Source organism: Pauljensenia sp. 20925_1_27 (assembly GCF_041432835.1).
Classification (GTDB): domain Bacteria; phylum Actinomycetota; class Actinomycetes; order Actinomycetales; family Actinomycetaceae; genus Pauljensenia.
Genome location: NZ_JAPWAH010000001.1, coordinates 80,271 through 106,057, shown reverse-complemented (window position 1 = coordinate 106,057; position 25,787 = coordinate 80,271). Strand labels below are relative to the sequence as shown.

Annotated in this window: 17 protein-coding genes and 1 tRNA gene; 11 read left to right on the top strand and 7 right to left on the bottom strand. The window is 67.3% G+C overall.

What is annotated here, in order from left to right:
- Positions 1-5: 5 nt before the first annotated feature.
- Entirely contained in the window at positions 6-1,043 is a 1,038-nt protein-coding gene (locus O3684_RS00485) for an Fpg/Nei family DNA glycosylase (RefSeq protein ID WP_500064304.1), read from the top strand.
- A gap of 58 nt (positions 1,044-1,101) precedes the next feature.
- Here O3684_RS00485 and O3684_RS00480 read toward each other — a convergent pair whose 3' ends face one another.
- The 4 genes from O3684_RS00480 to O3684_RS00465 form a co-directional block, all read right to left on the bottom strand.
- Positions 1,102-1,593 (bottom strand): GNAT family N-acetyltransferase, encoded by a 492-nt coding sequence (locus tag O3684_RS00480; RefSeq protein ID WP_500062136.1) that lies wholly within the window; start codon positions 1,591-1,593, stop codon positions 1,102-1,104.
- 85 nt (positions 1,594-1,678) lie between these two features.
- Complete coding sequence (gene cysE, locus O3684_RS00475) at positions 1,679-2,323, bottom strand: serine O-acetyltransferase (protein ID WP_500062135.1); 645 nt, start codon at positions 2,321-2,323, stop codon at positions 1,679-1,681.
- 93 nt (positions 2,324-2,416) lie between these two features.
- On the bottom strand, positions 2,417-3,349 hold the full coding sequence (gene cysK, locus O3684_RS00470) for a cysteine synthase A (RefSeq protein ID WP_500062134.1): 933 nt from the start codon (positions 3,347-3,349) through the stop codon (positions 2,417-2,419).
- A 38-nt stretch (positions 3,350-3,387) separates the two neighbouring features.
- On the bottom strand, positions 3,388-4,044 hold the full coding sequence (locus tag O3684_RS00465) for a YigZ family protein (protein ID WP_500064302.1): 657 nt from the start codon (positions 4,042-4,044) through the stop codon (positions 3,388-3,390).
- Positions 4,045-4,219: 175 nt separating this feature from the next.
- On the opposite strand from O3684_RS00465, the gene rpmF reads away from it, so the two are divergent.
- The 8 genes from rpmF (at position 4,220) to O3684_RS00425 (ending at position 12,872) form a co-directional block, all read left to right on the top strand.
- Positions 4,220-4,390 (top strand): 50S ribosomal protein L32, encoded by a 171-nt coding sequence (gene rpmF, locus O3684_RS00460; protein WP_003792889.1) that lies wholly within the window; start codon positions 4,220-4,222, stop codon positions 4,388-4,390.
- 132 nt (positions 4,391-4,522) lie between these two features.
- Positions 4,523-5,794: a cation:proton antiporter gene (locus O3684_RS00455; RefSeq protein ID WP_500064301.1), complete on the top strand. Its 1,272-nt coding sequence runs from the start codon at positions 4,523-4,525 to the stop codon at positions 5,792-5,794.
- Between the two features lie 35 nt (positions 5,795-5,829).
- Positions 5,830-5,905: transfer RNA gene (locus O3684_RS00450), tRNA-Arg, on the top strand.
- A gap of 522 nt (positions 5,906-6,427) precedes the next feature.
- Complete coding sequence (locus tag O3684_RS00445; protein WP_500064299.1) at positions 6,428-7,663, top strand: IS256 family transposase; 1,236 nt, start codon at positions 6,428-6,430, stop codon at positions 7,661-7,663.
- A 59-nt stretch (positions 7,664-7,722) separates the two neighbouring features.
- Positions 7,723-8,028, top strand: coding sequence for a hypothetical protein (locus tag O3684_RS00440; RefSeq protein WP_500064298.1), 306 nt, complete (start codon positions 7,723-7,725; stop codon positions 8,026-8,028).
- Positions 8,029-8,757: 729 nt separating this feature from the next.
- Positions 8,758-9,741 carry a methylenetetrahydrofolate reductase gene (locus tag O3684_RS00435; protein WP_500064296.1) on the top strand — a complete coding sequence of 328 codons (984 nt, stop codon included), beginning with the start codon at positions 8,758-8,760 and terminating at the stop codon, positions 9,739-9,741.
- A gap of 80 nt (positions 9,742-9,821) precedes the next feature.
- Complete coding sequence (gene metE / locus O3684_RS00430) at positions 9,822-12,143, top strand: 5-methyltetrahydropteroyltriglutamate--homocysteine S-methyltransferase (RefSeq protein ID WP_500064295.1); 2,322 nt, start codon at positions 9,822-9,824, stop codon at positions 12,141-12,143.
- A gap of 297 nt (positions 12,144-12,440) precedes the next feature.
- Positions 12,441-12,872: a winged helix-turn-helix domain-containing protein gene (locus O3684_RS00425; protein WP_500064293.1), complete on the top strand. Its 432-nt coding sequence runs from the start codon at positions 12,441-12,443 to the stop codon at positions 12,870-12,872.
- Between the two features lie 175 nt (positions 12,873-13,047).
- On the opposite strand, the gene ilvA is transcribed toward O3684_RS00425, so the two are convergent.
- Complete coding sequence (gene ilvA, locus O3684_RS00420; RefSeq protein WP_048674552.1) at positions 13,048-14,334, bottom strand: threonine ammonia-lyase IlvA; 1,287 nt, start codon at positions 14,332-14,334, stop codon at positions 13,048-13,050.
- A gap of 85 nt (positions 14,335-14,419) precedes the next feature.
- Between ilvA and orn the strand changes: the two genes are divergently transcribed.
- Together orn and O3684_RS00410 are read left to right on the top strand one after the other, a co-directional pair.
- Positions 14,420-15,067, top strand: a complete 648-nt coding sequence (orn, locus tag O3684_RS00415; protein WP_500064559.1) for an oligoribonuclease — start codon at positions 14,420-14,422, stop codon at positions 15,065-15,067.
- A gap of 244 nt (positions 15,068-15,311) precedes the next feature.
- Complete coding sequence (locus O3684_RS00410; RefSeq protein ID WP_500064292.1) at positions 15,312-16,094, top strand: single-stranded DNA-binding protein; 783 nt, start codon at positions 15,312-15,314, stop codon at positions 16,092-16,094.
- Here O3684_RS00410 and O3684_RS00405 read toward each other — a convergent pair.
- On the bottom strand, positions 16,091-16,555 hold the full coding sequence (locus tag O3684_RS00405; protein WP_500064290.1) for a holo-ACP synthase: 465 nt from the start codon (positions 16,553-16,555) through the stop codon (positions 16,091-16,093). The two genes, O3684_RS00410 and O3684_RS00405, sit on opposite strands and share 4 nt — an antisense overlap.
- Before the next feature lie 3 nt (positions 16,556-16,558).
- Positions 16,559-25,786 carry a fatty acid synthase subunit beta domain-containing protein gene (locus tag O3684_RS00400; protein ID WP_500064289.1) on the bottom strand — a complete coding sequence of 3,076 codons (9,228 nt, stop codon included), beginning with the start codon at positions 25,784-25,786 and terminating at the stop codon, positions 16,559-16,561.
- Position 25,787 lies beyond the last annotated feature (1 nt).

Sequence of the window (25,787 nt, the reverse complement as noted above, 5' to 3'; positions counted from 1 at the left end):
GTCGCATGCCTGAAGGCGATGCAGTCCGTCGCCTAGCCGGTACCCTCGACGAGCTTTTCGTCGGGGGTATCGTCTCGGCGTCGTCCCCGCAGGGGCGCTTCGCGTCCTCCGCAGCCCTCCTCGACGGCTGGGTCATGCAGAGGGTACGAGTGCACGGTAAGCACATGTTCATTGGTTTCGTCCCGCCCACCCCGGGTGAGATGTACGAGGCAGGGGTGGCCCTCCTCGAGGGTGCCGCCGCCGGTAGTGGGGAACCCATCCTCGGCGAGGATGCCCCGTGGCCGGACCGCTGGGTGCATATCCACCTGGGCTTGTACGGCTGGTGGCGCTTCAACGGCGATGAGACCGTCGTCGACGAGGGCCACGGCGTTGCTCACCGTATCCCCAACGTCCAAAAGGGGGAGTGGAACGGCCACTCTGAGACCCGCTGGGGCGAGGGCTTCGGCGAGGCCAAGGTCGGTGAATGGGAGCCTCCAGAGCCGGTCGGTGCCGTGCGGCTACGGGTGTTCAACGACCACGCGGTCGCTGACCTGATCGGACCGAATCGCTGCGACCTCATTACCGATGAAGAGCGCATCAAGGCGGAAGCGAAGCTGGGGCCGGATCCCCTGGACGCCGGGGCGCGCTCCGATACCCAGGCCATGGAGCGTTTCGCCCAGGTGGCCCATTCGAAGAAGCGCGCGATCGGCGAGATCGTCATGGATCAGTCGATCATCGCGGGCGTGGGCAACATCTACCGCGCCGATGCCCTATTCCTTGCGGGTATTTCGCCGCATCGCAAGGGCGCGAATATTTCGATCAAGCGCCTGCGCGAGCTGTGGGTCCTCATCTGTGACCTCATGAACCGCGGCCTGGCAGCCGGTCGCCTGGACACGATGGACCCGGAGGAGGCCCCCAACCCGCCGATCGAGGGGGACGAGGAGGCCTCGCGCTGGTACGTGTATCACCGTACGGACCGGCCGTGCCTGCGCTGTGGGACGCCGATCCGCGAGGCACTCATGCAGAACCGGCGTCTGTTCTGGTGTCCGTCCTGCCAGCGCTGAGTGCGCGAACATGCGTCAGGGGAGTGCGGGCCGACAGGCTCGCACTCCTCGCCCTCTGTCAGGCGATCTCTTCGAATCCGAGCACCGAGTAGAGTTCGCGGGCTCCGCCGTGACGCCTGTCGAGGCGCAGCGCGAGAGAGTCGAATCCCCACTGCGAGCAGCGCGTGGCGACCTCTGAGACGAGGGCTGTCGCGATGCCGCGCCTGCGGTAGTCGGGAGCGACGATCAGGTCGACGACGAAGGGTCCGTCGGGAGCGTCATCCCAGGGGGATTCGCGCACGACGAGGATTGCTCCGATGAGCGTTCCCCCGTCCCACGCGCCGATGAACGAGTCTTCCGTGGTCGCCCCGAATGCGCCCTCGAACGTCAGGCGTAGTTCCTCGGAGGTTTCCATGAGCGCCTCGGGCGTGACGTCGTCGTCGTACGCCTCGAGGGTGAGCACCGCGAGCGCGGGGATGTCGAATGTCGTGAGCGTGGCGATCTCAATACCCTGGGGGCGATTCGCCGCTGACAACGCGTCCAGTGGGGCATGTAGAGTTCGAGCTTCCATAAACCAACTATAGGTGAGGGCGCTCACTTTGTCACGGCTCTTGAACGGATTCTCACAGACTACCGGTGACGAGGGCGAATACCTCTCAGATGTAGAGGGCGGGCTCCTCGAAGAAGTAGTTGGGATCGACGATCAGATCGCGGTCGCGCGTGTCCTTCTCGGGCTTGGGGAGCAGGCGCGCGGGCACGCCGATCGCGACGTTCCCGCAGGGTACGTCCTTGACGACGACGGCGTTCGCGCCGATCTTGACGCCGGTGCCCACGGTGATGGGGCCCAGAACCTTGGCACCGGCACCGATCATCACGTGATCTCCGACGGTGGGGTGGCGCTTACCCGGAGTCATGGCGACGCCTCCCAGGGTGACTCCGTGGAAGATGACGACGTCGTTGCCGACCTCGGCCGTCTGTCCGATGACCACACCCGTCGCGTGGTCGATGAAGACCCGTCGCCCGATGGTGGCCTCGGGGTGGATGTCTACGCCGGTGACGGCGCGGGCCATGGAGGACAGGATGCGTGCGGGGGTGCGGGCACCGTTGGCCCACAGGGCGTGGGAGACGCGGTGAGTCCACAGCGCGTGTACGCCCGGGTACGTCAGGGCGATCTCCAGGGCGGAGGTGGCCGCTGGGTCGCGGCGCTGAGCCGTCACGAGGTCCTCGCGAAAGAGTCCGAGCGCCTTGGTGGGCAGGGCGCGCGATAGGGTCTTCGACAGGGCGCGTACGGTGAGCTTCACTTCGGTCCTCCTGGATGGTCGACTGGGTCGGGAACGCACAGGTGGCCCCGGATATTCCATCCGAGGCCACCTTAGCGCGTCAACTGTGAGCGATCAGTCCTCAAGGCCGGCGAAGAGCGCGGTCGAGAGGTAACGCTCACCCGTGTCGGGCAGGAGCGTGACGATCTTCTTGCCCGCCAGCTCGGGACGAGCGGCGACGGCGGCCGCCCCCGCCAGTGCAGCGCCCGAGGAGATGCCCACGAGCAGGCCCTCTTCGGCGGCGGCGCGGCGAGCGAACTCGAGTGCCTTGGCGGTCTCGACCGAGATGACCTCGTCGATCAGGGAGGCGTCGTAGGTGTCGGGCACGAAGTTGGGCATGAGGCCCTGGATGCCATGCGGGCCGGGGGTACCGCCGGTCAGCAGGGGAGACTCGGCGGGCTGAACGGCGATGATGCGCACGTTCGGGTTCTTCTCCTTGAGGACCTTCGCGACGCCCGAGATCGTTCCGCCCGTGCCAACGCCCGCGACGAACACGTCGACCTGGCCATCGGTGTCGGCCCAGATTTCTTCGCCCGTGTGCGCCACGTGGGCCGCCGGGTTGGCGGGGTTGGTGAACTGGGAAGCGATGATGGCGCCGGGACGCTCGGATGCGATGCGCTCGGCCTCGGCGACGGCGGCGGAGACGCCGCCCTTCGGGTCGGTGAGAACCAGCTCGGCACCGAAGGCGCGCACGATCGCGCGGCGCTCGACGGACATCGATGCGGGCATGACGATGACGACCTTGTAGCCGCGGGCAGCGCCCACCATCGACAGGGCGATACCCGTGTTGCCGGACGTGGCCTCGACGATGGTGCCGCCGGGCGCGAGTGCGCCCGCAGCCTCGGCTGCGTCGATGATCGAACGGGCGATGCGATCCTTCACGGAGGAGGCGGGATTGAAGGCCTCGACCTTAGCGACCACGTCAACGCCGTCGCCGGCCACGTGGTTGATGCGGACGAGGGGCGTGCCGCCGATCAGATCGGCAACGGTGGAGGCAATACGAGCCATGAGGGGTCCTTCCATAGGGCAGGTGTACCCCTGAATTGTCATACCCCGGTCGGATCCTCGTCTAGTTCAATCCGACGGGTTTCCACGTAGCGAAACTTTGCAACACCCGAGGAGGCCTGGGCCAGGCACGCGTCAATGGCGTCTCGGTCGCTCGGATCGATCGCAATGCGCAGCGTGACGTCCGCGCCCCAGATCGTGTCCACGATCGTGGCCCCGCGGGCTCGCAGTTCGGCCTCGATGCGACCCGCGTCCCCGGGATCCAGCTGGGTTTCGAGAACATCGCGCCCGACGAGGTAGGCGATGGGGGCGCGAGCCACGGCCTCGGAGACGGACGTGGAGTAGGCGCGCACGAGGCCGCCTCCGCCCAGGAGAATCCCGCCGAAGTATCGCGTGACGACGGCAGTGGCGTTCCACGTGTCGGAGGCGCGCAGGGCTTCGAGCATGGGAGTACCTGCCGTCCCCGAGGGCTCGCCGTCGTCCGATGAATGCTGCAAAGGGGCGGCATCCGGCGGGTCAATCAGGTAGGCGGAACAGTTGTGACGCGCCTGAGGATGCTCGGACTTGACCGCGTCGATGAGCTCGCGTGCCTCCTCTGGAGTATCCGTCCTGGCGAGCGTCGTAATAAACCGGGAACGCTTGATCTCGATCTCGTGGGTGAGGAGCGTGCCGGAGGCGAGCGTGCGAAGAACGGACATGCGCCCAGTCTACCGAGAGCAAGAGCATGTCCGTCTGTAACCAGGATCGCAGGCTCGGAAGGCATCGCGATGTGCTTGAGCGCGCTGTTCGTGGTAGTCTTGTCGGGTTGTCGCCGTGCGCCCGCGTGGCGCACCGATCAGAATAGTCGTCGAGAAAGAAGAGGAGCGGTAAGACATGGCAGTTCCCAAGCGCAAGATGTCCCGTGCGAACACCCGCACCCGCCGGTCTACCTGGAAGGCTGATCTTACCGAGCTGAACACCGTCAAGGTTGCCGGCCGTGAGATCCGCGTGCCCCGCCGCCTGGCCAAGGCCTACAAGAACGGCCTCCTGGACGTCGAGGGCTGACCTCGCTTCCACGCACGGGCCCGGGACTTGTCGTCCCGGGCCTTTGTCATGCCCGCAATTCGCTGAGAGCGAGTCGCCTGCCCCTGTGGTCGGCGGCGCGCACCCCATGAGAGAACCCGAGAAGGAACGTACATGAGCCTGCCGACGACCATCCTTACTATGAGCGGGGGAGTGGGCCACGGCCTCGTCGCTGCATCCACGACCGAAGGCACCGAGGGAGCCATCGTCTCTCTCTTCCTGATCGCCGCGTCCGCTGCCCTCGCACCCCTGCTCTCGTCGCTCACCCACAAGCGTGTGCCTGACGTCGTCTGGCTCCTGATCTTCGGCGTGTTTATCGGGCCGAGCGTTCTCGGACTGGCATCCGTTACCGAGCCGATCTCGCTGTTCCGCGAGGTCGGCATGGGCATGCTCTTCCTGATCGCGGGCACTGAAATCGATGTGCAAGAGGTCCACGGGCAAGCCGGTCGGCGCTCGCTGCTCACCTGGCTGGTGTGCTTCGGTATCGGCCTGGCCGTGTCTTGGGCTGCTGTTGCCGCGTCGGGTACTACCGGGGTCTCTGCAGCCACGTACATCGCGCTGGCGATCGCACTGACCTCGACGGCGCTGGGCACCCTCCTACCCATCCTCATGGAGGCCGGAGTCATGGGCACCACGATCGGCAAAGCGGTCCTCGTTCATGGTGCCGTCGGCGAGCTCGCCCCCATTATTGCTATGTCGCTGCTGCTCTCCGCCCGTAGCCCCTGGGCCTCGGCGATTATTCTGCTCGTGTTCGCGGTGGCGTCGGTTGTCGCCGTCGCCATTCCGACGCGTTTCATCCTGAAGCATCCCGCGTTGGGGCGGACGATCCTGCACGGGGCGCAGACCTCGCAAAAGACGCTCATGCGCGTCGTCATGGTTGTCCTCACCGGCCTCATGGCCCTGTCTGCGGTCATGGAGTTGGACATGGTGCTTGGCGCATTCGCGGCCGGCATCATCGTGCGCGCGCTGGCACCTGGAAACTTCACGATGGTCGAGGGAGAGCTGCGCACCCTCGGCTTCTCGTTCCTGATTCCGATCTTCTTCGTGACTTCGGGTATGAACATTTCGCTGAGCGCCGTCGCGGGCTATCCGTTCCTGCTCGTCGCCTTCGTCGGCGCGATTCTCGTGGTGCGCGGCGTGCCCATCGTCCTGATGGAACGGTTCCACGGTTCGATTGAGCGCGTCGGTTGGACGGACGCGACACGTATCGGACTGTACGGCGCGACGGGCCTGCCCATCATCGTCGCTGTCACCGAGCTGGGAGTCACGACGGGTGTTCTGCCCTCGTGGCTGGCATCCCTGCTCGTCGTCGCCGGCGCGATGTCCGTACTCCTCTTCCCGCTGCTCGCGTTCCTGCTTGGGCGCGCTGGTGGAAAGGCGCGCTAACCTCCGCTAGTCTTACAGACGGCGCGAAGCGCCACGCCTCCGTAGCTCAATGGATAGAGCAAGGGCCTTCTAATCCCGAGGTTGCAGGTTCGAGTCCTGTCGGAGGCGCCAGCTTGTGATGCGGGTGCTCGCCACGAATCGTCGTTGTTGGTCGTTATGTGGCCGCCCGAACCGGGGAAGCGTGGCATAATGGGGGGGAGCCGAACAGTTGCAGCTGTTCGACTCCCCGGTTTCCGGGATGGTCTTAGCTACCCATCAGGGTGCTCATCAGGAATGCAATCGCCCAGATCAGCTGCGGCAGTGTCGTGATCACTGCTACAGCGATCTGGGCTTTCTGCTTCCTGTCAAGGCCTCGCCGCCGTCGAGGCTGACGATGGTCTTTAGCCATTGCCCAGTCACCTCCTCTCAACGGAACCGCTCCCCGGCAGGAATACAGGTGTCCCGGGGTGGCACCGTGGAGGCAGCCCTATCGTCCCACTGGGCACAGTCATTTACGGTAGAGGCGTGAGGAGTAGTGTCCCGCATAGTGGTGTAACCGTGTGGTGGTCGGCCCGTTTGATATGGGTGCGGTCACCGTGTGATCCTTCGAGAAAGCTCTCTACTTCTGACTCGAAACGATTTGGAGGCACAACGATGACCGCTCCTCATATTATCGACCCTGCTGGCCTGCTTGGCGAGGCGTTATCCCAGGCGTCCCCGGATTTGATGCGTTCCCTGCTCCAGCACGTCATTAACGCGTTGTTATCAGCGGACGCTGACACCGTGTGCGGGGCCCAGTGGGGCCAACAAGACCCGCAGCGTCAGACCAGGCGCAATGGGTATCGCTACCGGCCCCTGGACACCAGGGTCGGCACCATTGACGTGGCGATCCCCAAGCTGCGCTCAGGAACCTACTTTCCAGAGTGGTTGCTTCAGCGCCGTAAGCGCTCCGAAAGCGCCTTGATCACAGTGGTCGCTGACTGCTACCTGGCAGGAGTGTCTACGCGCCGTATGGACAAGCTCGTCAAAACCCTGGGGATCACAGGACTGTCGAAGTCCCAGGTCTCACGTATGGCGGCCGACCTAGATGAACACGTGGACGAGTTCCGTCATCGCCCCCTCGATGACGCTGGGCCTTTCACGTTCGTCGCCGCTGACGCGCTGACCATGAAGGTGCGTGAAGGAGGGCGCGTCGTCTCGTGCGCGGTCCTGGTTGCCACCGGAGTCAACAATGACGGACACCGCGAAGTACTGGGGGTGCGCGTGTCCACCAGCGAGACCGGTCCAGCCTGGAATGAGTTCTTCGCTGACCTGGTTGCCCGGGGCCTGACCGGCGTGCGCCTGGTGACCAGCGACGCCCATCTGGGCCTAGTTGAGGCCATCGCAGCGAACCTGCCCGGAGCCACCTGGCAACGGTGCCGCACCCACTACGCCGCGAATCTCATGTCGGTCACCCCCAAAGCGCTATGGCCCGCTGTCAAAGCGATGCTGCACTCGGTGTACGACCAACCCGACGCCGCTTCGGTCAACGCTCAATACGACCGGCTCTTGGACTACGTGCACGACAAGCTCCCCGCCGTGTGTGACCACCTCGATCAAGCCAGGGCAGACGTCCTCGCGTTCGCGTCCTTCCCCACCGGGGTATGGACCCAGATCTGGTCCAACAACCCCAATGAGCGCCTCAACCGCGAAATCCGCCGACGCACCGACACCGTGGGAATCTTCCCCAACCGCCAGGCCATCATCCGCCTGGTCGGAGCCGTCCTAGCCGAACAAAACGACGAATGGGCCGAAGGCCGACGCTACCTCAGCCTCGACATCCTCACCAAATCACGACTCACACCCCAACCCACCCAACAGGAGGACACCCCACTCCAACTCAGCGCATAACCCAACCCGAAGGACACAAAACGATTACACCACTCCACAGGACTTGACCGGACCAGCCGATGCCCGCAACAACCAACCAGATCGAAAGCACGAACGCGCGCCTACGCCAGATGCTGCGCGACCACCGTGGCATGCGCCTGACCCGACGCATCAAAGCCGTGTTTTGGTGGTGCTACACCCACTCTGCGCACCCACAGCCAGCAGCGACAATCCTGGCCACCATGCCCACCGACGCAGCCCTCGAAAACGCCTGGCAACAAGCCGCGCAAAACCACCAAGCCACCGCCATCATCCCCGGCTGGGGTGACGCAATCTGCTTCAACGAACTCCACCACACCACCCCCTACCACAACACCTGGGACTAACCCCTCAACCAACACGTTTTGTCCTATAACCCCCAATCGACGCTGTCCGAGAGCATGAGGGCGCATCGTGTTACAGAGGCAGAGTGTCGCCGTTGTGACGGGTGTGCCTGGCGGGGCTGACTTGCGCATGCGGATAGGTTACGACGATGCGGATAGGTTACGACGATGTGGATAGGTTACGACGATGTGGATAGGTTAATAAGCTATCCGGATGCTCATAACCTATCCGGATGCGCATAACCTATCCGCGAATGTGCTGGACGAAGCGTTCGGCGGGGCGCAGGCGAGAACTCAGGGCTGGAACCCGCGCAGATCTGCGCGTGGGGAATGAAACGCGACCCGCGAGGTACGGATAGGGGGCGAGACTGCCGCGCTGAGCCCAGCTTGCCGTATGGACACCAGAAAGCGGACAGGCCAAGTAGCGATGTGAAGTCCTGCGGAGCGTCGCCGACACGAAGTGCCCCATGATCCTCATCTCCTGCACCGATCTGAGACGGGCGCTGTCACAAACTCCCGTTCCGTGGACCCCTTCTGCGTCACCCACGCGAAGGCGGACATACTGGGGTCATGAACGCACGAACGAACATTACCCGTCGCATGTGCGGGTCGATTCGTGCCCGAATGTGCAGCTGACGCCGACGTCCGCCATTCCTTAGGCTCGACCCCACTACCAAAACCCGCGCCGATGCGCACCCACGTGAGGGCTAGCCGCAACACGAGAGTTACATCGTGCCCTTCTCCGACGACGAATACGCCTGTCCCTGCACCCACGACCACGAGCCCACGCTCCTGTCCTTCGAGGTCATGCCCCCGCGCAAGCCCTCCTTGGAAGAGTCCTTCTGGAACACGGTTGATCAACTGCTGCGCGTGCGCCCCGACTTCATGTCGGTCACCTACGGTGCCGGTGGCAAGGACCGTTCCAACGCCCGCTCGACGGTCCATCGCCTCGTGCGTGACACCCCGATTCAGCCGATCGCGCACCTGACCTGCGTGGGTAACTCGACCGAAGAGGTTGTTTCCACCGTCTACGACTACCTCGATTCGGGCGTTCGTACCTTCCTGGCTCTGCGCGGTGACCCGCCGGTGGGGCAGGAGGACTGGGAGCCTGGGCCAGGCGGCGTTGGCAGCGCCACCGAGCTCATCCACCTCATCCGAACCGTCGAAAAGCGGCGCTGTGACGCTCACCCGGGCGAGGCCCTACGCTCCGCGTTCAAGCCGCTGACCATTGCGGTGGCCACTTTCCCGGCGGGTAATCCCGCCGCCGGAACCACGCCCGCGCAGGAAGTTGAGCGCCTCCTCGTCAAGCAGGCTGCCGGTGCTTCCTTCGCGATCACCCAGCTCTTCTGGGATGCCGATGTCTACGCCTCCTTCGTCGAACGCGCCCGCCGCGCCGGCGTCACCATCCCGATCGTGCCCGGCCTGCTGCCGGCCACCGACCCGGCTCGCCTGCGCCGCGTCCAGGACCTCACCGGCATCGAGGTCCCCGAATACCTGCTGACGACACTGTCGGACTACCCGCACCAGGAGGCGCGCGACGAGTTTGGCGCAGTCTTCGGGTCTCGTCTCATCCACTCTGTCCTGGATGCAGGCGCGCCCGGTATCCACCTCTACACCTTTAACAAGGCCAAGCCCGTCCTGGACATCCTGGCCCTGCTGGGAGTCACGCCCGAGCCGGAGAGGTCCGGCGCCTCGGCCCCCGACCCCCGCGCCTAAGCGCACCACCATCCACCCTGCGGCAGGGTGCGGGCCTGACCCGCGCACGCCGAACGAGTAGCACACCCAAGGAGAACACCATGTCTGCTGCGACCACGCAGTTCCCCACCGCGACGATCCTGGCCTATCCGCGCATCGGACGCGGCCGTGAGCTCAAGCGTGCCCTCGAGGCCCGCTGGGCCGGCCGTATCACCGACGCCGAGCTGATCCAGGCCGCCAACGATCTGCGCAAGGAGAACCTCGCGCGCCTCGTCGAGCTGGGCCTGAACCCCTCCGACGCGTCCCTGGCCGACGCGCCCTCCCTGTACGACCACGTCCTGGACGCGACCATCCTCCTGGGTGCCATCCCGCCGCGCTTCGCCGGCCGCGAGGGCCTCGACCTCTACTTCGCGCTCGCCCGCGGTGACGACAAGGTCGGCCCCGAAGAAATGACGAAGTGGTTCGACACGAACTACCACTACCTCGTTCCCGAGATTGGCCCCGATACGCCCCTGCGCTTCGCCGACGACACGATCACCCGTCGCTTCACCGACGCCCGCGAGTGGGGCTACGTGACCCGTCCCGTCCTGGTCGGCCCCGTCACCTACCTGGCCCTGGCCAAGGCCGACCCGGCCACCCCGGACTTCGACCCGCTCACCCGCATCGACGAGGCAGTGGCCGCCTACGAGGAGGCGCTGGCCTCCCTGCACGCAGCGGGCGCCCCGTGGGTCCAGCTCGACGAGCCGGCCCTCACCTCCGACAACCTCTCGCGCAGCCGCACCGAACTGGGTGAGCTGGCTGCCCGTGTCTACGAGCGCCTGGCCGCCTCGCAGAACCGTCCGCAGATCCTGCTCACCACCCCCTACGGCGACGCCTCGCACGCGGCGGCGGCCCTGGCCAAGACGGGGGTCGAGGCCCTCCACGTCGACACGCTGCGCGGCTCGCTGCCGAAGGACGCCGACCTGTCTGGCGTGACCCTCGTCGTCGGCGCCGTCGACGGCCGCTACATCTGGCGCGCCGACCTGGCCCAGCTGCGCGAGACCCTCAAGGCCGCGCAGGCCCTGGGTGCTGCACGCGTCACCGTCGCCACCTCCAACTCCCTGCAGCACGTGCCCCACGACACCGCGCTCGAGACCTGGGACGACGAGACCCTCAACGAGAACCTGCATGCCTGGCTGGCCTTCGCCGACCAGAAGGTCGTTGAGGTCGTCACCCTGGCCCGCGGCCTGGATGAAGGTTGGGACGCCATCGACGCCGAGGTCGCCGAGGCCACCCGCGTCCTCGAACAGCGTGCCGCCGCTCCCGGCGTCGTGCGCCCCGAGGTCCGCGCCCGCACGGCCGCTCTGACCGACGCCGACCGCGCCCGCGAGCCCTACCTGGAGCGCGAAGCCGCCCAGACCGAGCGCCTCCACCTGCCCCCGCTGCCCACGACCACCATCGGCTCGTTCCCTCAGACCACAGAGATTCGCAAGGCCCGCGCCGCCAACGCCCGCGGCGAGCTCTCCGACGCGGACTACGAGGCGCGCATGCGCGAGGAGATCGCCTCGGTCATCGCTCTCCAGGAGGAGCTGGGCCTGGATGTCCTCGTCCACGGCGAGGCTGAGCGCAACGACATGGTCCAGTACTTCGCCGAGCTGCTCGACGGTTTCGCGGCCACGCGCAACGGCTGGGTGCAGTCCTACGGCTCGCGCTGCACGCGCCCGTCGATCCTGTGGGGCGACGTCTCGCGTCCCGCGCCCATGACCGTGGGCTGGACCACCTACGCCCAGTCGCTCACCGACAAGCCCGTCAAGGGCATGCTCACCGGCCCCGTCACGATCATCGCGTGGTCCTTCCCCCGCAACGACCTGCCGCTTCGCGAGATCGCCGACCAGATCGGCCTGGCCCTGCGTGACGAGGTCTCCGATCTTGAGGCCGCCGGCATCGCCGCCATCCAGGTCGACGAGCCCGCCCTGCGCGAGCTCCTGCCTCTGGACGCTGACCGTCACGCCGACTACCTGAACTGGTCCGTGGGCTCCTTCCGCCTGGCCACCTCCAGCGTGCGACCCGATACCCAGATCCACACGCACCTGTGCTACTCCGAGTTCGGCCAGATCATCGATGCTATCAAGGGCCTGGACGCCGACGTGACGTCCATCGAGGCCGCGCGATCCAAGATGGAGGTCGTCCCCGAACTCGCCGAGGCCGGCTTCGACCACGGCATCGGCCCCGGCGTGTGGGACATCCACGCCCCCCGCGTCCCCAGCACCGAGGAACTCGCCGAGCTCATTGGCCTGGCCGCCGACGCCGTGCCGGTCTCGCGCCTGTGGGTCAACCCCGACTGCGGCCTCAAGACCCGCGGCTACGAGGAAACAAAGGCGTCGCTGGACAACCTTGTCTCTGCTACTCGGCAAGTGCGTGCCCAGCGCGGCCTGGAAAACTGAACGTTCTTCTAGGCGATAGGTGAGGGGCGGGCCCGTTGGGCCCGCCCCTTTCCGTCTTTCCCGTGAACACCTGCTGTTACATAATCTCACTCTGTGAGCATCGTGTTGCTCGGACGGAAAACGTCCGACAAACTTAAAGCCATGACGACCTTCGCGAACCCCATGTGCTGCCCCTGCGGTGGCATGATGTCGCGAATGTGTATGTGATTGACGCCCCAGATACCCCTGTCAATCACCGCCGCAGTGATATACCCACGCCGATAGTGGGAGTGCGGCCCCGAAGAATCGGATACACCCATGACCCTCGTCAACACCCCTGCCGCCTCCGTCCACGCCGCCAACGACACCCCCACCTCCTACGAGGAATTCCTCGACGTTCTCGCCGGCCTGCGACTGAGCTCCTCCCGCATCGACATTGATATCGACCGCGGCCAGGTCACCCTCGACGGACGCGACGCCGGCCTGTCTGCCAAGGAACACGACCTCCTGGCCCACCTCGCCGCCAACGCCGACCGCTCCGTCACCCGCTACGAGCTCTTCGCCTCCGTGTGGGCCGACTCTGAACTCGGCTCCGACTCCCGCACCGTGGACGCTCACATCCGCCGCCTGCGCAAGAAGCTCTCCATCCTGCCCGACCTCATCTCCACGGTCCGCGGCGAAGGCTATCGCTTCAACTCCACCCCCTCGGTGCGCGTGCGCGTCACCCGCCCCGTCACCCTCGCCGCCTGACACCCCTCGCGGCGGACCCCGCCGCCACAACGCGCCGCGCCACCGCGCGCATCGGCCCAGCGGCCACCCCTGGCGGCTCCCAGCCCAGCCACCCACACGGGCCGGATAAAAGGGGAGAGGGGCCACGGCCTCGTTCCCGAAACCGCGCCCCTCTCAGGCGTATGTACTGACTCCCTTAGATCACGAGTCGCGTGATCTCCGAATCCAGCGGCAGCTCCTCGACGTGCAGGGGAGAAGCCTCCATGCGGTGTCGCAGTCCATCGATGTCATCCGGGTTCGACAGGTCGATACCCACCAGCGCAGGTCCGAGCTCGCGGTTGTTCTTCTTCGTGTACTCGAAGTGCACGATATCGTCCGCGGGACCCAGCACATCCGACAGGAAGACGCGCAGCATGCCCGGCTGCTGCGGGAAGGTCACGAGGAAGTAATGACGCAGCCCCTCGTGGCGCAGCGAACGCTCCATGACCTCGGCGTAGCGCGTCAGGTCGTTGTTACCGCCCGACACGACGCAGACAATCGCGCCGTCGGAGCGGCCGAGCAGGGCCTTGCGATCCGCCGGATCCGTCAGGTACACGTGCGCGGCCGTGGATGCGAGCGCGCCCGCGGGCTCGGCGATGACGCCGTCGGACTGGTAGAGCTCCAGCATCTCCGTGCACACCGCGCCCTCCGGTACGACCAGCACGGAGTCAACAAACTGCGACGCGATGTGGAAGGGGAGCGAGCCCGCGCGACCCACCGCCGTACCATCCACGAAGGGATCAACCTTCGCCAGAGACATCGGCTGACCCGCCTCAAGAGCCGCGTGCATCGACGCAGCGCCCGCGGGCTCCACGCCGATGATCTTCACCTCGGGGCGGTTCGCGCGCAGCCACGTCGCAATCCCCGCGATGAGGCCGCCACCGCCCACAGGAACGAGGACCGCCGCCGTATCCTCGGGCATCTGCTCCTCAAGCTCGACGCCGATCGTGCCCTGACCGGCGATCGTGAACGGATCGTCGTAAGGGTGGACGTAGGTGCGGCCCGTGGCGCGCGCCGCCTCCTGAGCGAGCGCGTTCGCGCGGTCGAACGTGCCATCCACGATGACCTGCTCGACCCACTGCCCACCAATCGTCGCGATGCGGCGGCGCTTCTGGCGGGGAGTATTCGACGGCAGGTAGATGGTGCCGCGCACGCCCAGGTGAGCGCAGGCATAGGCCAGACCCTGCGCGTGGTTGCCCGCCGACGCGCACACGACGCCGCGCTCGCGCTCGGCGGGGGACAGCAGTGACATCCGCGCGTACGCGCCGCGCACCTTGAAGGAACGGCACTTCTGCTGGTCCTCACGCTTGAGCAAAATATCGACGCCGGCCTCGGTGGACAGGCGCTCCGAACGATCCAGGTTCGTGCGGACGGCCACCCCCTCGAGGGCGGTTGCAGCCTGGCGGATGTCCTTCGGTGTCGTCACGTGAGAACTAGCGGTCATGAGAACTCCTTCCAATACCCTCCTAGTGTAGTAGTGGCCACCGTGAGTGCGACCCACCCAACCGTATGACCCAGAGCGCACTAACATAGAAGGCGTGAAAACTCTGAAAGACCCCCTGGTCTGGATTGACTGCGAAATGACCGGCCTGGACGTCCAGCGTGACGCCCTCATCGAGGTGGCAGTCGTCATCACCGACGGCGACCTGCGAATTGTCGACCCCGGCATGGACGTGCTCATTACGCCGCCCGCCGAGGCTCTCGACAACATGAATGACTTTGTGCGCAACATGCACACGTCCTCTGGGCTGCTCGATGATCTGAAGACGAGCGCCGTGTCGATGGAGGAGGCGACCGAGCAGGTCCTGTCCTACATCAAGCGCTTCGTGCCCCAGCAGGGCAAGGCTCTCCTCGCGGGTAACTCGGTGGGCACCGACAAGATGTTCCTTGAGGCCAACATGCCCTCCGTCATCGACCACCTGCACTACCGCCTGGTGGACGTGTCTTCGATCAAGGAGCTGGCTAAGCGCTGGTACCGCGCCGCTTTCGCGGAGTCGCCCGAGAAGCACGGCGGCCACCGTGCGCTCGCCGACATCCTGGAGTCCATCCAGGAGCTCGAGTACTACCGTCGCGTTCTCTTCCCTGCCGGGCCGGTGACCACTGAGCGTGCCCGCGAGGTGGCTCGCGAGGTTGTTGCCCTGGGCATCCCTTCCATGGGCGAGGGTGCCGAGGCCTGATATCGGTTCTGAGGCTTGAGCGGCGGTATCCCTGCGGGGTGCCGCCGCTTTGCCATGTCTGGCGTTGCCCGCCTTGCGGTGCGCTGTGCACAGGGGACATGCGCAGCGTTGCGTTATCCACAGGGGCCCGAGCGGCATGTGCGTTATCCACAGGGGGAGTGCGAGCGCTTGAAAGGACATACCTCGCGGGGCTTTCCTGGACGTATCCGGCCAGCGCCGGCCAGACCAGACAAAGGATGCAACGATGCAGGATATTTCGACGACCCTGAGGGGCCGCATCGGGTCAGAACCCTCTATGAAGCACGTCAAGGGCGACATCTGCGTGACGACCTTCCGGCTCGCGATCACGCGATGGCGCTTCACGACGGATGTACGCACTGGCAACGCCTCCTACGTGGAGGACGGTGCCTACTGGTACACCGTGGAAACCTGGGACACGCTCGCCTCCAACGTGTTCCGCAGCTGCCGCAAAGGCGACCCCGTCGTGGTGGTTGCCCGGCCCGTTCCCAACGGGTGGGTCGACGGGGCGGGACAGATTAGATCATCGATCGTCTACCGGGCCTCCTCGGTCGGCCATGATCTGGCGCGGGGGACCTCCCAGTTCAGAAAGAATGGCGCGCACTCGACCGACGAAGCCGCGGGAGGCACGGAGGGTGATCCCTATTCGACGAGGTCGGGGCCGGGTTCTGCGGTGATATCGCAGGGGTCGGGAGCGGAGGCCGAGCTCACGAACCAGCCGCACACTGAAGCTGTTGCCCCGGATGGAGGAACGGAGATGCTACCCGATGAGGCAGGCACACAGGATGCAGAGCCGACGCTTCACGCTCCGGCAGCGGGAGGCGACCTGACGCCTGTGGGCACATTGGAGGGGTGCGTTGGTGCTGAGGCTGAATCCTCGACCCCGAGCGGAAACACTGCGTCATGCTTCGACTATTCGGCGGTGGACCACGCCGGTGCCGATGCGACGAAAAACGCGTCGTTCGAGCCTCATGACGATGATGCGCTCGAACCGTCCGACGCCGCTTAGGCGGGCGCATCCACGATCGCGACCTGCGCGATGGCGCACGTCCCGTCGTGGCTGATAGAGACGAGCACACTCCACGTGGAGCGCGCCCCGAGCGAGACGTCACACGCGGCGGCGACTCGTCCGTGCAGCACGATCGCGGGGCGGTTCCACTCGTCGTGGATCACCTCAACCTCGCGCCAATCCATGTCGGTCTCGCCGATGAGGGGTGGAGTACCGAAGAGGGCACACGACCAGGCCTTCACGAAGGCCTCTTTCGCGGCCCACAGGCCGCCCGCGTGACGGGCCACGGCCTCGTCATAGCGGGCGGAACCGGGCTGAGCGCCAGAGGTGGCGGCAGCGCGGGCGCGGACCCGGCGGGCCTCCCTGGGCGTCAGAACGCCGTCCAGGAAGGCCGACCCCGGCTCCCTCACCTGAGCGGCAAACTCAGGGAGGGAGACCAGGTCAACGCCGAGTCCGCGCATCGCTCACTTGCCTTCCGGCAGGTGGTAGAAGCCGTCTTCGCCGAGGCGTGCCGACGGATCCAGCAGGATCGCGGCCTCAACCTCGTGCGCGTCACCCGCGATGCCGGCAGCCGGGTCGTCGGGCAGGCGGCGACCCTCGACCGAGGTGAACAGCGGGGCGTGGCCCAGCATGCCCATCTCGATGTGACGCTGGCCGCTGCGCAGGCGGCGATCCGACGCGGTGCGCCACGCCTCGAGGCGCTCGCGTCCGGCCTCGCGCTCCACGATGGCCTCGAAGGCGGCCGGGTTAACCAGCGCCAGGAAGCCGGAGACGTGACCGAAACCGAGCGAGGTTGCGAACGCCGCACGCACCGGTCCGCGCGAGGACAGGTTGAGCGGGGAACGCAGCCACACGAGCGGGCTGTACTGCTCCATCGCATCGTCGACGCAATCCAGCGCGACGTTCGCGGGGATCAGACCCGTGCGGAACACGTCGATAATGCCGCCCACCTGGAACACGCACGCGCCGCCCTTCGCGTGACCCGTCAGGGTCTTCTGCGAGATGACCAGCAGCGGGTTGCCGGGGGTACGGCCCAGCGCCATGCCGACGCGGGTGTGCAGATCCGACTCGTTGGGGTCGTTGGCGTTCGTGGACGTGTCGTGCTTGGACACGAAGGCCACGTCGTCGATACCCACGCCGAGCTCGCCGAGGTTGCGGGCGATGACCGAGTCGCGTCCGCCGCGCGCCACCGCGAGGGCACCCAGGCCGGGCGCCGGAATCGAGGTGTGCGCACCATCGCTGAAGGTCTGCGCGTGTCCGACGACTGCCAGGACCGGCAGGTTCATGTCGAGCGCCACCGACGCGCGGGTCAGCAGCACGGTGCCACCGCCCTGCGCCTCGACGAAGCCGCCGCGACGGCGGTCGTTAGCGCGTGAGACGAAGCGCGAGGAGATGCCACGAGCGAGCAGCTCGTTCGAGTTCGCCGTCGCGTTCATGGCGCCGAAGCCCACGATCGACTCGACCTGGATGTCGTCAATCGCGCCGGCCACGACGAAGTCAGCCTTGCCAGCCTTGATCTTGTCGACGCCCTCTTCGATGGAGACCGCGGCGGTCGCGCAGGCTCCGACCGGGTTGATCATCGAGCCGTAGCCGCCCACGTAGGACTGCATCGTGTGTGCAGCCACGACGTTAGGCAGGGTCTCCTGCAGGATATCCTGCGGGTATTCCTCGCCCAGGAAGCGGTCGACGAACAGCTTGTGCATCGAACGCATGCCACCGAAGCCGGTGCCCTGCGTGGAGGCAACGGTCGCCGGGTGGACGACGCGCAGCAGCTCGGCGGGGCTGAAGCCAGCGGACACGAACGCGTCGACGGCGGAGACCAGGTTCCACACGGCGATCGGGTCGATCGAGTCCAGCATCGAGGCCGGGATACCCCAGCGAGCCGGATCAAAGTCGGTGGGGAACAGACCACCGATGCGGCGGTTGAGGGTCGCGCGACGAGGCACGCGCACCTGGGCACCGGACTTGCGGGTCACCTGCCACTCACCGAACGCGGTCTGCTCGACCACGGTGAACTGCGGGTCAGCCTCGGCGTAGGAGCGAGCCTCGGCCTCGTCCTCGACGGTGAACGTGATGTCGCGGTCCAGGAAGACCATCGCGGACTCGGGCGTGTAGCCGTCGTGCAGCGGGCCGTCATCGTGGAAGAAGCGCACGCCGGAGCGGGCCACGACCTCGTCGCGGTAGCGATCGAAGATCTCCGACTCGGGGACCAGCTGGTCGTCCTTGTCGTACCAGCCGCCCACGGGGGTGTCCGACCAGGTCAGCAGGCCGGTCATCCAGGCGAGTTCAAGCACGCCCGCAGGGGTGAGCTCGACGGTGCCGTCGGTGTGGATGCCGAGCTCGGCCTGCACGCGGGTACGAGCACTGCCCCACGGGCCGACCTCGCCGTGACCGACGATGACGACCGTGTCGGCTAGCGACGCGGTGGTGTGACCCCACTGTGACGGCTCGACGTGCGGCACGGTGACCTGCGAGGGCGAGGGCAGCGCGGACACGGTCGCAACCGGTTCCGATGCGGGGGCCTCGGGGGCTGCGGCCTCTGCCTGGGCGCGCAGGGCGCGCAGGTCGATGGAGGAGTCCAGACCGCCGGTCAGGTCGGCATCCACCGGAGCGGAGGCAGCCTGGGCGCGGACCTCGGTGCTCGAGAGCGCGAGCAGCTGCTGCGCCATTTCCTCGGTCGACCAGGTGCGAACGCCCGCAGACTCGACGGCGGCGACCATCGGGTCGTTGCCGCCCATGAGGCCGGTGCCACGCACCCAACCGATACGCGGGTGAGCGATCGACACGCGCGAACCCCAGATCGGCTCTGCCGCCCAGCGGGTCGCGATCGCGTCGAAGGAGGCCTTCGCCTCAGCGTACGCGCCGTCGCCGCCGAAGATACCGCGGTTGGGGGAACCGGGCAGCACGACGTGCAGACGGTGGTCGGCGTGCGTGTCGGAACCGATTGCGCACAGACCGGCAATGGAGCGCTCGACGCTCCACAGCAGCAGTCGCATCTGGTTCTCGGAGGCAGGACCCGCGTCGGCCAGCGTGCCGGAGACGCGCGGGGCTGCGAAGGGGTAGAACAGCGTCGGGACCAGGGCTTCCTTGGTCACCTTAATGTCGGCGCCCACGGACTTGGTCTGCTCGGTGCCGATCCACTCCACGAGCGCGTCGACGTCGCGGTAGGAGGCCAGGTTAGCGGGAACCAGCCACAGCTTCGCGCCGCCTGCGGCGTGCGTGCGGTAGAGCTCCTTGGCGAAGGCCAGGCGCGCGGCCGAGATCGACGAGGAGGTTGCGATGACGGTTGCGCCGCCGGCGAGCAGGCCACCCACGACCGCGCCGCCGATGGAGGCGGGGGTCATGCCGGTGACCACCGCGACGTCGCTGGCGTAGGGCAGCTCGTCCGAGGAGGAGAGCGCGTCGGCCGCGATCTGCTCCAGGCGAGTCGCGCGCTCGTGATCGCCTTCGCCGCGCAGGCGGTTCGCCCAGTACGAGGCCTGTTCGGCCACTGCGCGACCGGTGCCCACGAAGGACGCGCCCTCGGCGAGGGTGCCTTCGGCGACGTAGCGGGCGACATCCTCACGGGCGGAGGCCCAGCGGTCGTCCAGAAGGACTGCGCGCGCGGCATCGAAGCGAGGCTCGACCAGGTCGACCCAGCCCGAACCCAGTTCGGCGGCAACCGCGTCGATGACGCGAGCGTCGTCGGAGGAATCCTCGCCGGTGGGGGCGGGGGCGTTCAGTCCCAGTTCGGACAGGATCGTGCGAGCCGTCTTGGCCAGGACGCCGTCCTCACCCGTCACGGATGCGGCGTAGGCGTCGAGAGCAGCGGAGTCGACGACACCGCCACCGGCAGAACCGACAGCGCTGGGCAGGGACACGGCGATGCCTTCGCGGGCGGCAACGGCAGCCACGGCTGCATCGATGAGGGCATCGACACCGGCGGCGTTCGTCGGAGCATCCAGCGGCAGGGTCGCCAGATCACCGTCGCGGGTCGAGGCACCCTCACGGGTACCCAGGACGATCTCGGCGGTGACGTGATGCGCCCAGCCGGTGCCCAGCTGCCACGTTCCGGTGACACGCTCCGTGATACGGCCCGCCTTGACGCCAGCAGCACCGAACAGCTTGCGCGTGCGCTCCTTGACGGCCTCGGCCAGAACCGGGCCGAAGGGCTTGTAACCCTTGGCAGCCTTGTCGACCGTCGCGGACAGCGTGGCCACATCGGCCTCGCCGGCGCCATCGATCGAGTTCAGGCCCAGCTCGGAGGACATGTCCATGAGCAGCTGGTTGCGACGCGAGGAGACGCCGTTGGTGAGCGACTCGGTCGTGTCGGTGGCACCGACCTCGTCGATGCGGATCTTCGCGGACAGCGCCAGCAGGGCGTGAATCGCGGAGGACGCCGTGAAGGGCAGGTCCGCGACGTCGGCGCCCGAGGGGCCGCCGGTCGGAGCCGCGGGGGCAGGTGCCGGAGTAGCCTCGGCCGCGGGGGCGGCCGGTGCGGGCGTGGGAGCTGCCTCGGCGGCGGGAGCCTCCGGGGTAATTTCATCGTCCTCATCGTCCTCGATCACGGCGACATCGGTCGCGTAGACGCGGGACTCGTCGCGCTGGACGTTGAAGACATCCACGCGCGAGAGCGCGAACTCGGGTGCGAGCAGGGTACGCGCTGCCAGGTTGGCCAGCGTCGGGGCGGCACCCAGGCCGACCTCGATGACCTCATCGACGCCCAGGCCAGCAACGCCGGGGGCGGCCTCTTCGGTCGAGAGCAGCACGCGCTGCGTCTCGATCCAGCGCACCGGGGAGGCGAACTGCCAGCACAGCAGCTCGATGAGCAGCGTGCGGGTCAGGACACCCGGGGTGGCCAGGGCGCCGTCCCATGCGCCTTCCGTCTCGAGCAGCTCGCGCACCGTATCGGAGGGAACCACGTCGAGGATGGACTGGGCGAACTCGCGGGTGAGCTCGAAGGGACGCGCCACCAGGTTGGGGATGTAGCGGCCCACGAGCTTCGCGGGATCGATCTGCGCGGGAATACGTTCGTCGAGCTTCGTGCGGAAGTCCGCCACACCGCTGCGCAGGACGGTGGAGTGGAAGGGCACGTCGATGCCGGGAACGTACATGAAGGGGCGCTTGCCGCCACGCTCGGCGGCGCGCTTGGAGGCGTCCTCCTCGAGGGCCTTCAGGCCCGCGACCGTGCCGGCGACCGCGTACTGCTGACCCGCCAGGTTGAAGTTCACGATCTGGAGGAACTCACCCGAGGCCTGAGCGATCGAGTCGACGTACTCCACGACGTGGGCATCGTCGACGCCGAACTGGTTCGGACGCAGGGCACCCATGCGGTAGTTCGAACGGCCGTTCTCGTCGCGGGGCACGAGCGAGTGCATCGTGGAACCGCGCTGGAAGACCAGGTCGAGGACGGTTTCGAGGGGGAATACCTCCGCGTAGGCTGCCAGCGCGTCGTACTCGCCCAGCGAGTGGCCGGCGAAGGCAGCGCCGGGAACCAGGACACCCTCTTCGCGCATGCGCGCCGTCTGGCCGATTGCCAGCGTCGCGAGCGCGACCTGGGTGAACTGGGTGAGGTTCAGGACGCCCTCGGGGTGACGGTAGGTCACGCCGCGCGCCACGATCTCGGTCGGGTTATCGCGCACGATCGACAGGATGGAGAAGCCCATCGCCGAGCGGGTGTGTGCATCCGCGCGGCGCCAGACCTCGTCGACAGCCTTGGACTTGGTGCGCTCGTCGAGGCCCATGCCGGCTCTCTGGATGCCCTGGCCGGGGTAGACGTAGGCGACCTTCGGCGCGAAGGTGTAGGCGGAGGCGCGAGACACGACCTGCTTGTTGATGCGGCAGGTGACCTCGAGGGACAGGCCGCCGCCGACGACGCGACCGACGCGCTCGACGGTGATCTCGACCTCGTCGTTCAGGTCGACGGTGCCGTACATGTAGTACGTCCAGCCGGCGATCTGGGCGCCGCCCTGGTCGGCGACAACCGCCTCTGCTGCGTGCTGAGCGGTGGCCGACAGCCACATGCCGTGCACGAGGGGGGCGTCCATGCCCGCGACCTTGGCGGCCGCGTAGGAGGTGTGGATCGGGTTGTAGTCGCCCGACACGATCGCAAACGGCGTCATGTCGTCGGGGGCCTTGACGCTCACGCGACGCAGGACCGAGCGGGGCGTGTCCACGACCTCGATGGTCGCGCCGCCGAAGGGCGCGGCCTCGGAGGGAGCGCGGTTGCCGGTGGCACGGCCGCGGATAGCGAAGCGCTCCTGCGTGGAGCCCACGTACTCACCGTTGGAAGTCAGCTCCAGGGCGACCGTCACGATACGGCCGGAGGAAGACTCATCGACGGCGGCCACGTGGCTGGTTACGTCGATCGTCGACATGCCGCGCGCGAGCATCTGCTCGGGCGTGTACGTCAGGGTGATCGAGTGATCGAGGTGGACGGCGTTGAGCAGGCCCTCGATGACCGGGTAGTCGTTGTGGATAGCCGAACCCAGGGCCGCGTAGATCGCCGGCCAGGCCGGGCCGAGCAGGGCGTCGGGCGCCCAAGCCGCGAGCTCGTAGTTGGCGGGCAGGGCGGCACCCGTGGCCTCGGCGTGGTCGAAGCCCAGCGTGGGGGCCAGCGTGAAGGAGTAGTGGGCCTCGCCGAAGACGGACTTGGTGGAGGGAACCATGACGGGCAGCGCGTCCACGGTGTCACCCGCGACGGACACGGAGGTCACGCCGGCGGTGGCCGCGAGCATCGCGTACATGTGCTGGGGCAGCTTGGCCTCGTCAATGACGGGGACGGCGCCGTCTTCACCGGAGATAATCAGCGGGAAGACCAGCTCGCGCACGGCGTGCTTGTCGGCGCCGCGCGGATCATTGTCCCACGCGGTGTCCAGGTGGATGACCATGTCCACGCCGGTGTCAGTCGGATTCAGGGAGACGCGCTCCTCATCGAGGATGGCGGCGGGGTTCGTCATGAGGTGGCCGGTCCACGAGATGAAGGGGACCTTGCGCAGCCATTCCTCACGGGTGGCAGCGGGCTTGCCGTTGCCCAGGCGGGAGGCGACCGGGGTCGCCACGACGCCGGAGTCGGCCAGACGCGAGGCTGCGGCGGCCTCGAAGCGGCCCAGCAGGGAGGCGACGGGCTCGTCGACGCGGTCGATGCCAGCCACGGAGACGGGGCCGGGGATGATACGGACCTGGTCGGCACTGTAGCGCTCGTCCTGCGCCTGCCACAGGCAGTCCTGGCCCCACCAGCGGATGAGGTCGTCGTCCAGGACCGGGACGAAGGGCATCGGCTTGGGGTAGGAGCGGCACAGAGCCGGGAACCAGGCGGCGTCGATCGGGGTGACGTGCGTGGTTGCGGCGTTCGGGTAGGCGGCCATCAGACGGTCGGCGGCGGCGTGCGCGTCTGCGACGTCCTCGACGGTCGGGAAGAGGGTTTCGACCTCGCCGTGGTCCACGGGCACCAGACGCGCCTCGACGCGCTGGAGCAGGTCGTGGTAGCGGATCTGCCAGGTGGGATCAACCCACGGGTAGGACAGGTCAGCGAAGCGGCGCACCCAGGCTTCGTAGGTCATCTCTTCGAGGTCGCCGAAGTAGGGCTTGGCCGTGTGGGAGAGGATTTCGACGATCTCGTCTTTGCGGGCGCGCACCTGGGCGCCGTCGGAGCCGATTTCGGCGATGATGCGAGCGGCAGCGGCGGCCGCGTTGGATACCTCGTGCATGTCGGCGCGCAGGTGGGACAGGCCGGACGTCATGCCGCCGCGGGTCACGCCCTCGCCGACCCAGCCGCCAAGCTCGTCGTTGTCGGGCACACCGGGGGTGGCCACGAGGAGCTCCTTGACGGCCTTCGTCGTGTGCGCTTCCTTCGTGGTCATCGCGGCGGTACCCACGAGGACGCCGTCGACGGGCATGGGCGGGCGGCCGTAGCGTGCCGACCACTCGCCGGTCAGGAAGTCGGCCGCGCGCTCGGGCGTGCCGATGCCGCCACCCACGGTCAGGACGATGTTGGACTGGGCGCGCAGCTGCGCGTAGGTGGCCAACAGCAGGTCGGACAGGTCCTCCCAGGAGTGGTGGCCGCCGGAGTGGCCGTCCTCGACCTGGACGATCACCTTGATCGGATCGGCCTCGTGGGCGATCGCGATGACCTTGCGGATCTGGTCGACCGTGCCGGGCTTGAAGGCCACGTAGGGGAAGCCGTCGGCGCGCAGCTGCTCAATGAGGGCGAGGGCCTCGTCCTTCTCGGGGATACCCGCAGAGACAACGACGCCATCGATGGGGGCGCCTGACGCGCGCGAACGCGACACGATGCGGGCCTGGCCGAACTGCAGGTTCCACAGGTAGCGGTCCAGGAACATGGAGTTGAACTCGGCGGTGTGACCGGGACGCAGCTGGGCGCGCAAGCCCGCCAGGTTCTCGTTGTAGACCTCTTCGGTGACCTGACCACCACCGGCCATTTCGGCCCAGAAACCGGCGTTGGCGGCAGCGGCGACGATCTCGGGGTCAACGGTCGTGGGGGTCATGCCGGCCAGGAGGACGGGGGAGCGGCCGGTCAGGCGCGAGAAGGCGGTGTCGACGACGGTCTTGCCGTCGGGCAGGGTCACGAGGCCGGGGCGCAGGTGCGTCCAGTCGGTGCCGGGCTCGGGGGACCAGCCGGGGGTCGCGGCCTTGTCACGGTCGAAGGCGGTTCCGGCGGCGACAACGCCGACGCCGGTGCCTTCGACGAGCGCGCGGGTCATGCGCACGGTCGTGGCGCCGGGGCCCATGTCAACGATCCACGTGGCACCGGATTCTGCGGCAGCGCGGATCTGAGCCGGCCAGTCCACGGGGGTCGTGAGAACGGCGGCGGCCAGGGAGTGGGCGAGGTCGGCGTCAATACCGCACTGGGCGGCCCACTCGTCCACGAGGGCGAGGGCGTCGGCGAGCATGGGGGAGTGGAAAGGCACGTAGACCGGCAGGTATTCGCACACGGGGGTCAGCGGGCGACCGCCGCGCTCGTGCGCGTCGTGCGCGGCCTTGTCCTTGGCGGCGGCGCGCTCGATGGCGGCGACCAGGGACGCCAGGTCGTTGGGCGCACCCGAGACGACGTGAGTGTCGGTGTCGTTACGCAGCGCGATCGACAGCGGATGCGAGGTCGAGGGCAGGGAGGAGATGATGCGCTCGAGGAGAGCGTCGGACACGCCTCGTACGGACACCATGTAGGTGGCGTCGCCGGCGTGCGGAGCGCGGGCACGACGCGTGATACGGGCCGCGGCCGCACCGATCAGGCGGGCCAGCGCGAACACGGAAGCGGCGCGGGCCTCGTCCCCGGCGATCCACGCACGAGCAATCTCCACGCCGAGCACGCCCTGAGAGTGTCCCTCAAACGCGGTGGGCTGGTTCGCCACGATGTTCAGGCCTGCGCGCGTCAGGTCGATGAGTGCACCCAGCTGGGCGGCAACGATACCCGGAACCGACAGGGCGGCCTCGTCCGGGCCTGCAACGTCGCGGGTCACAGCCTCCTCGCCAGCCTCGGCCGGGATAGCGAAGGGCAGGGACGCAACCGACTGGGTGGCCAGCGAGCGGCGCACCGGGGAGAGCACCTGATCCGAGGCCTTGATGACGCCGTCAACGATCGCGGCGATCTCAGGATCGTGGGCGATCTCGTCGAGCGCGGCACGCCACGGGGTGGCCTGACCGGCAAAGGTCAGCGCGTAGGGGGTCTCATTCAGGGAGGTCACAAACGACATG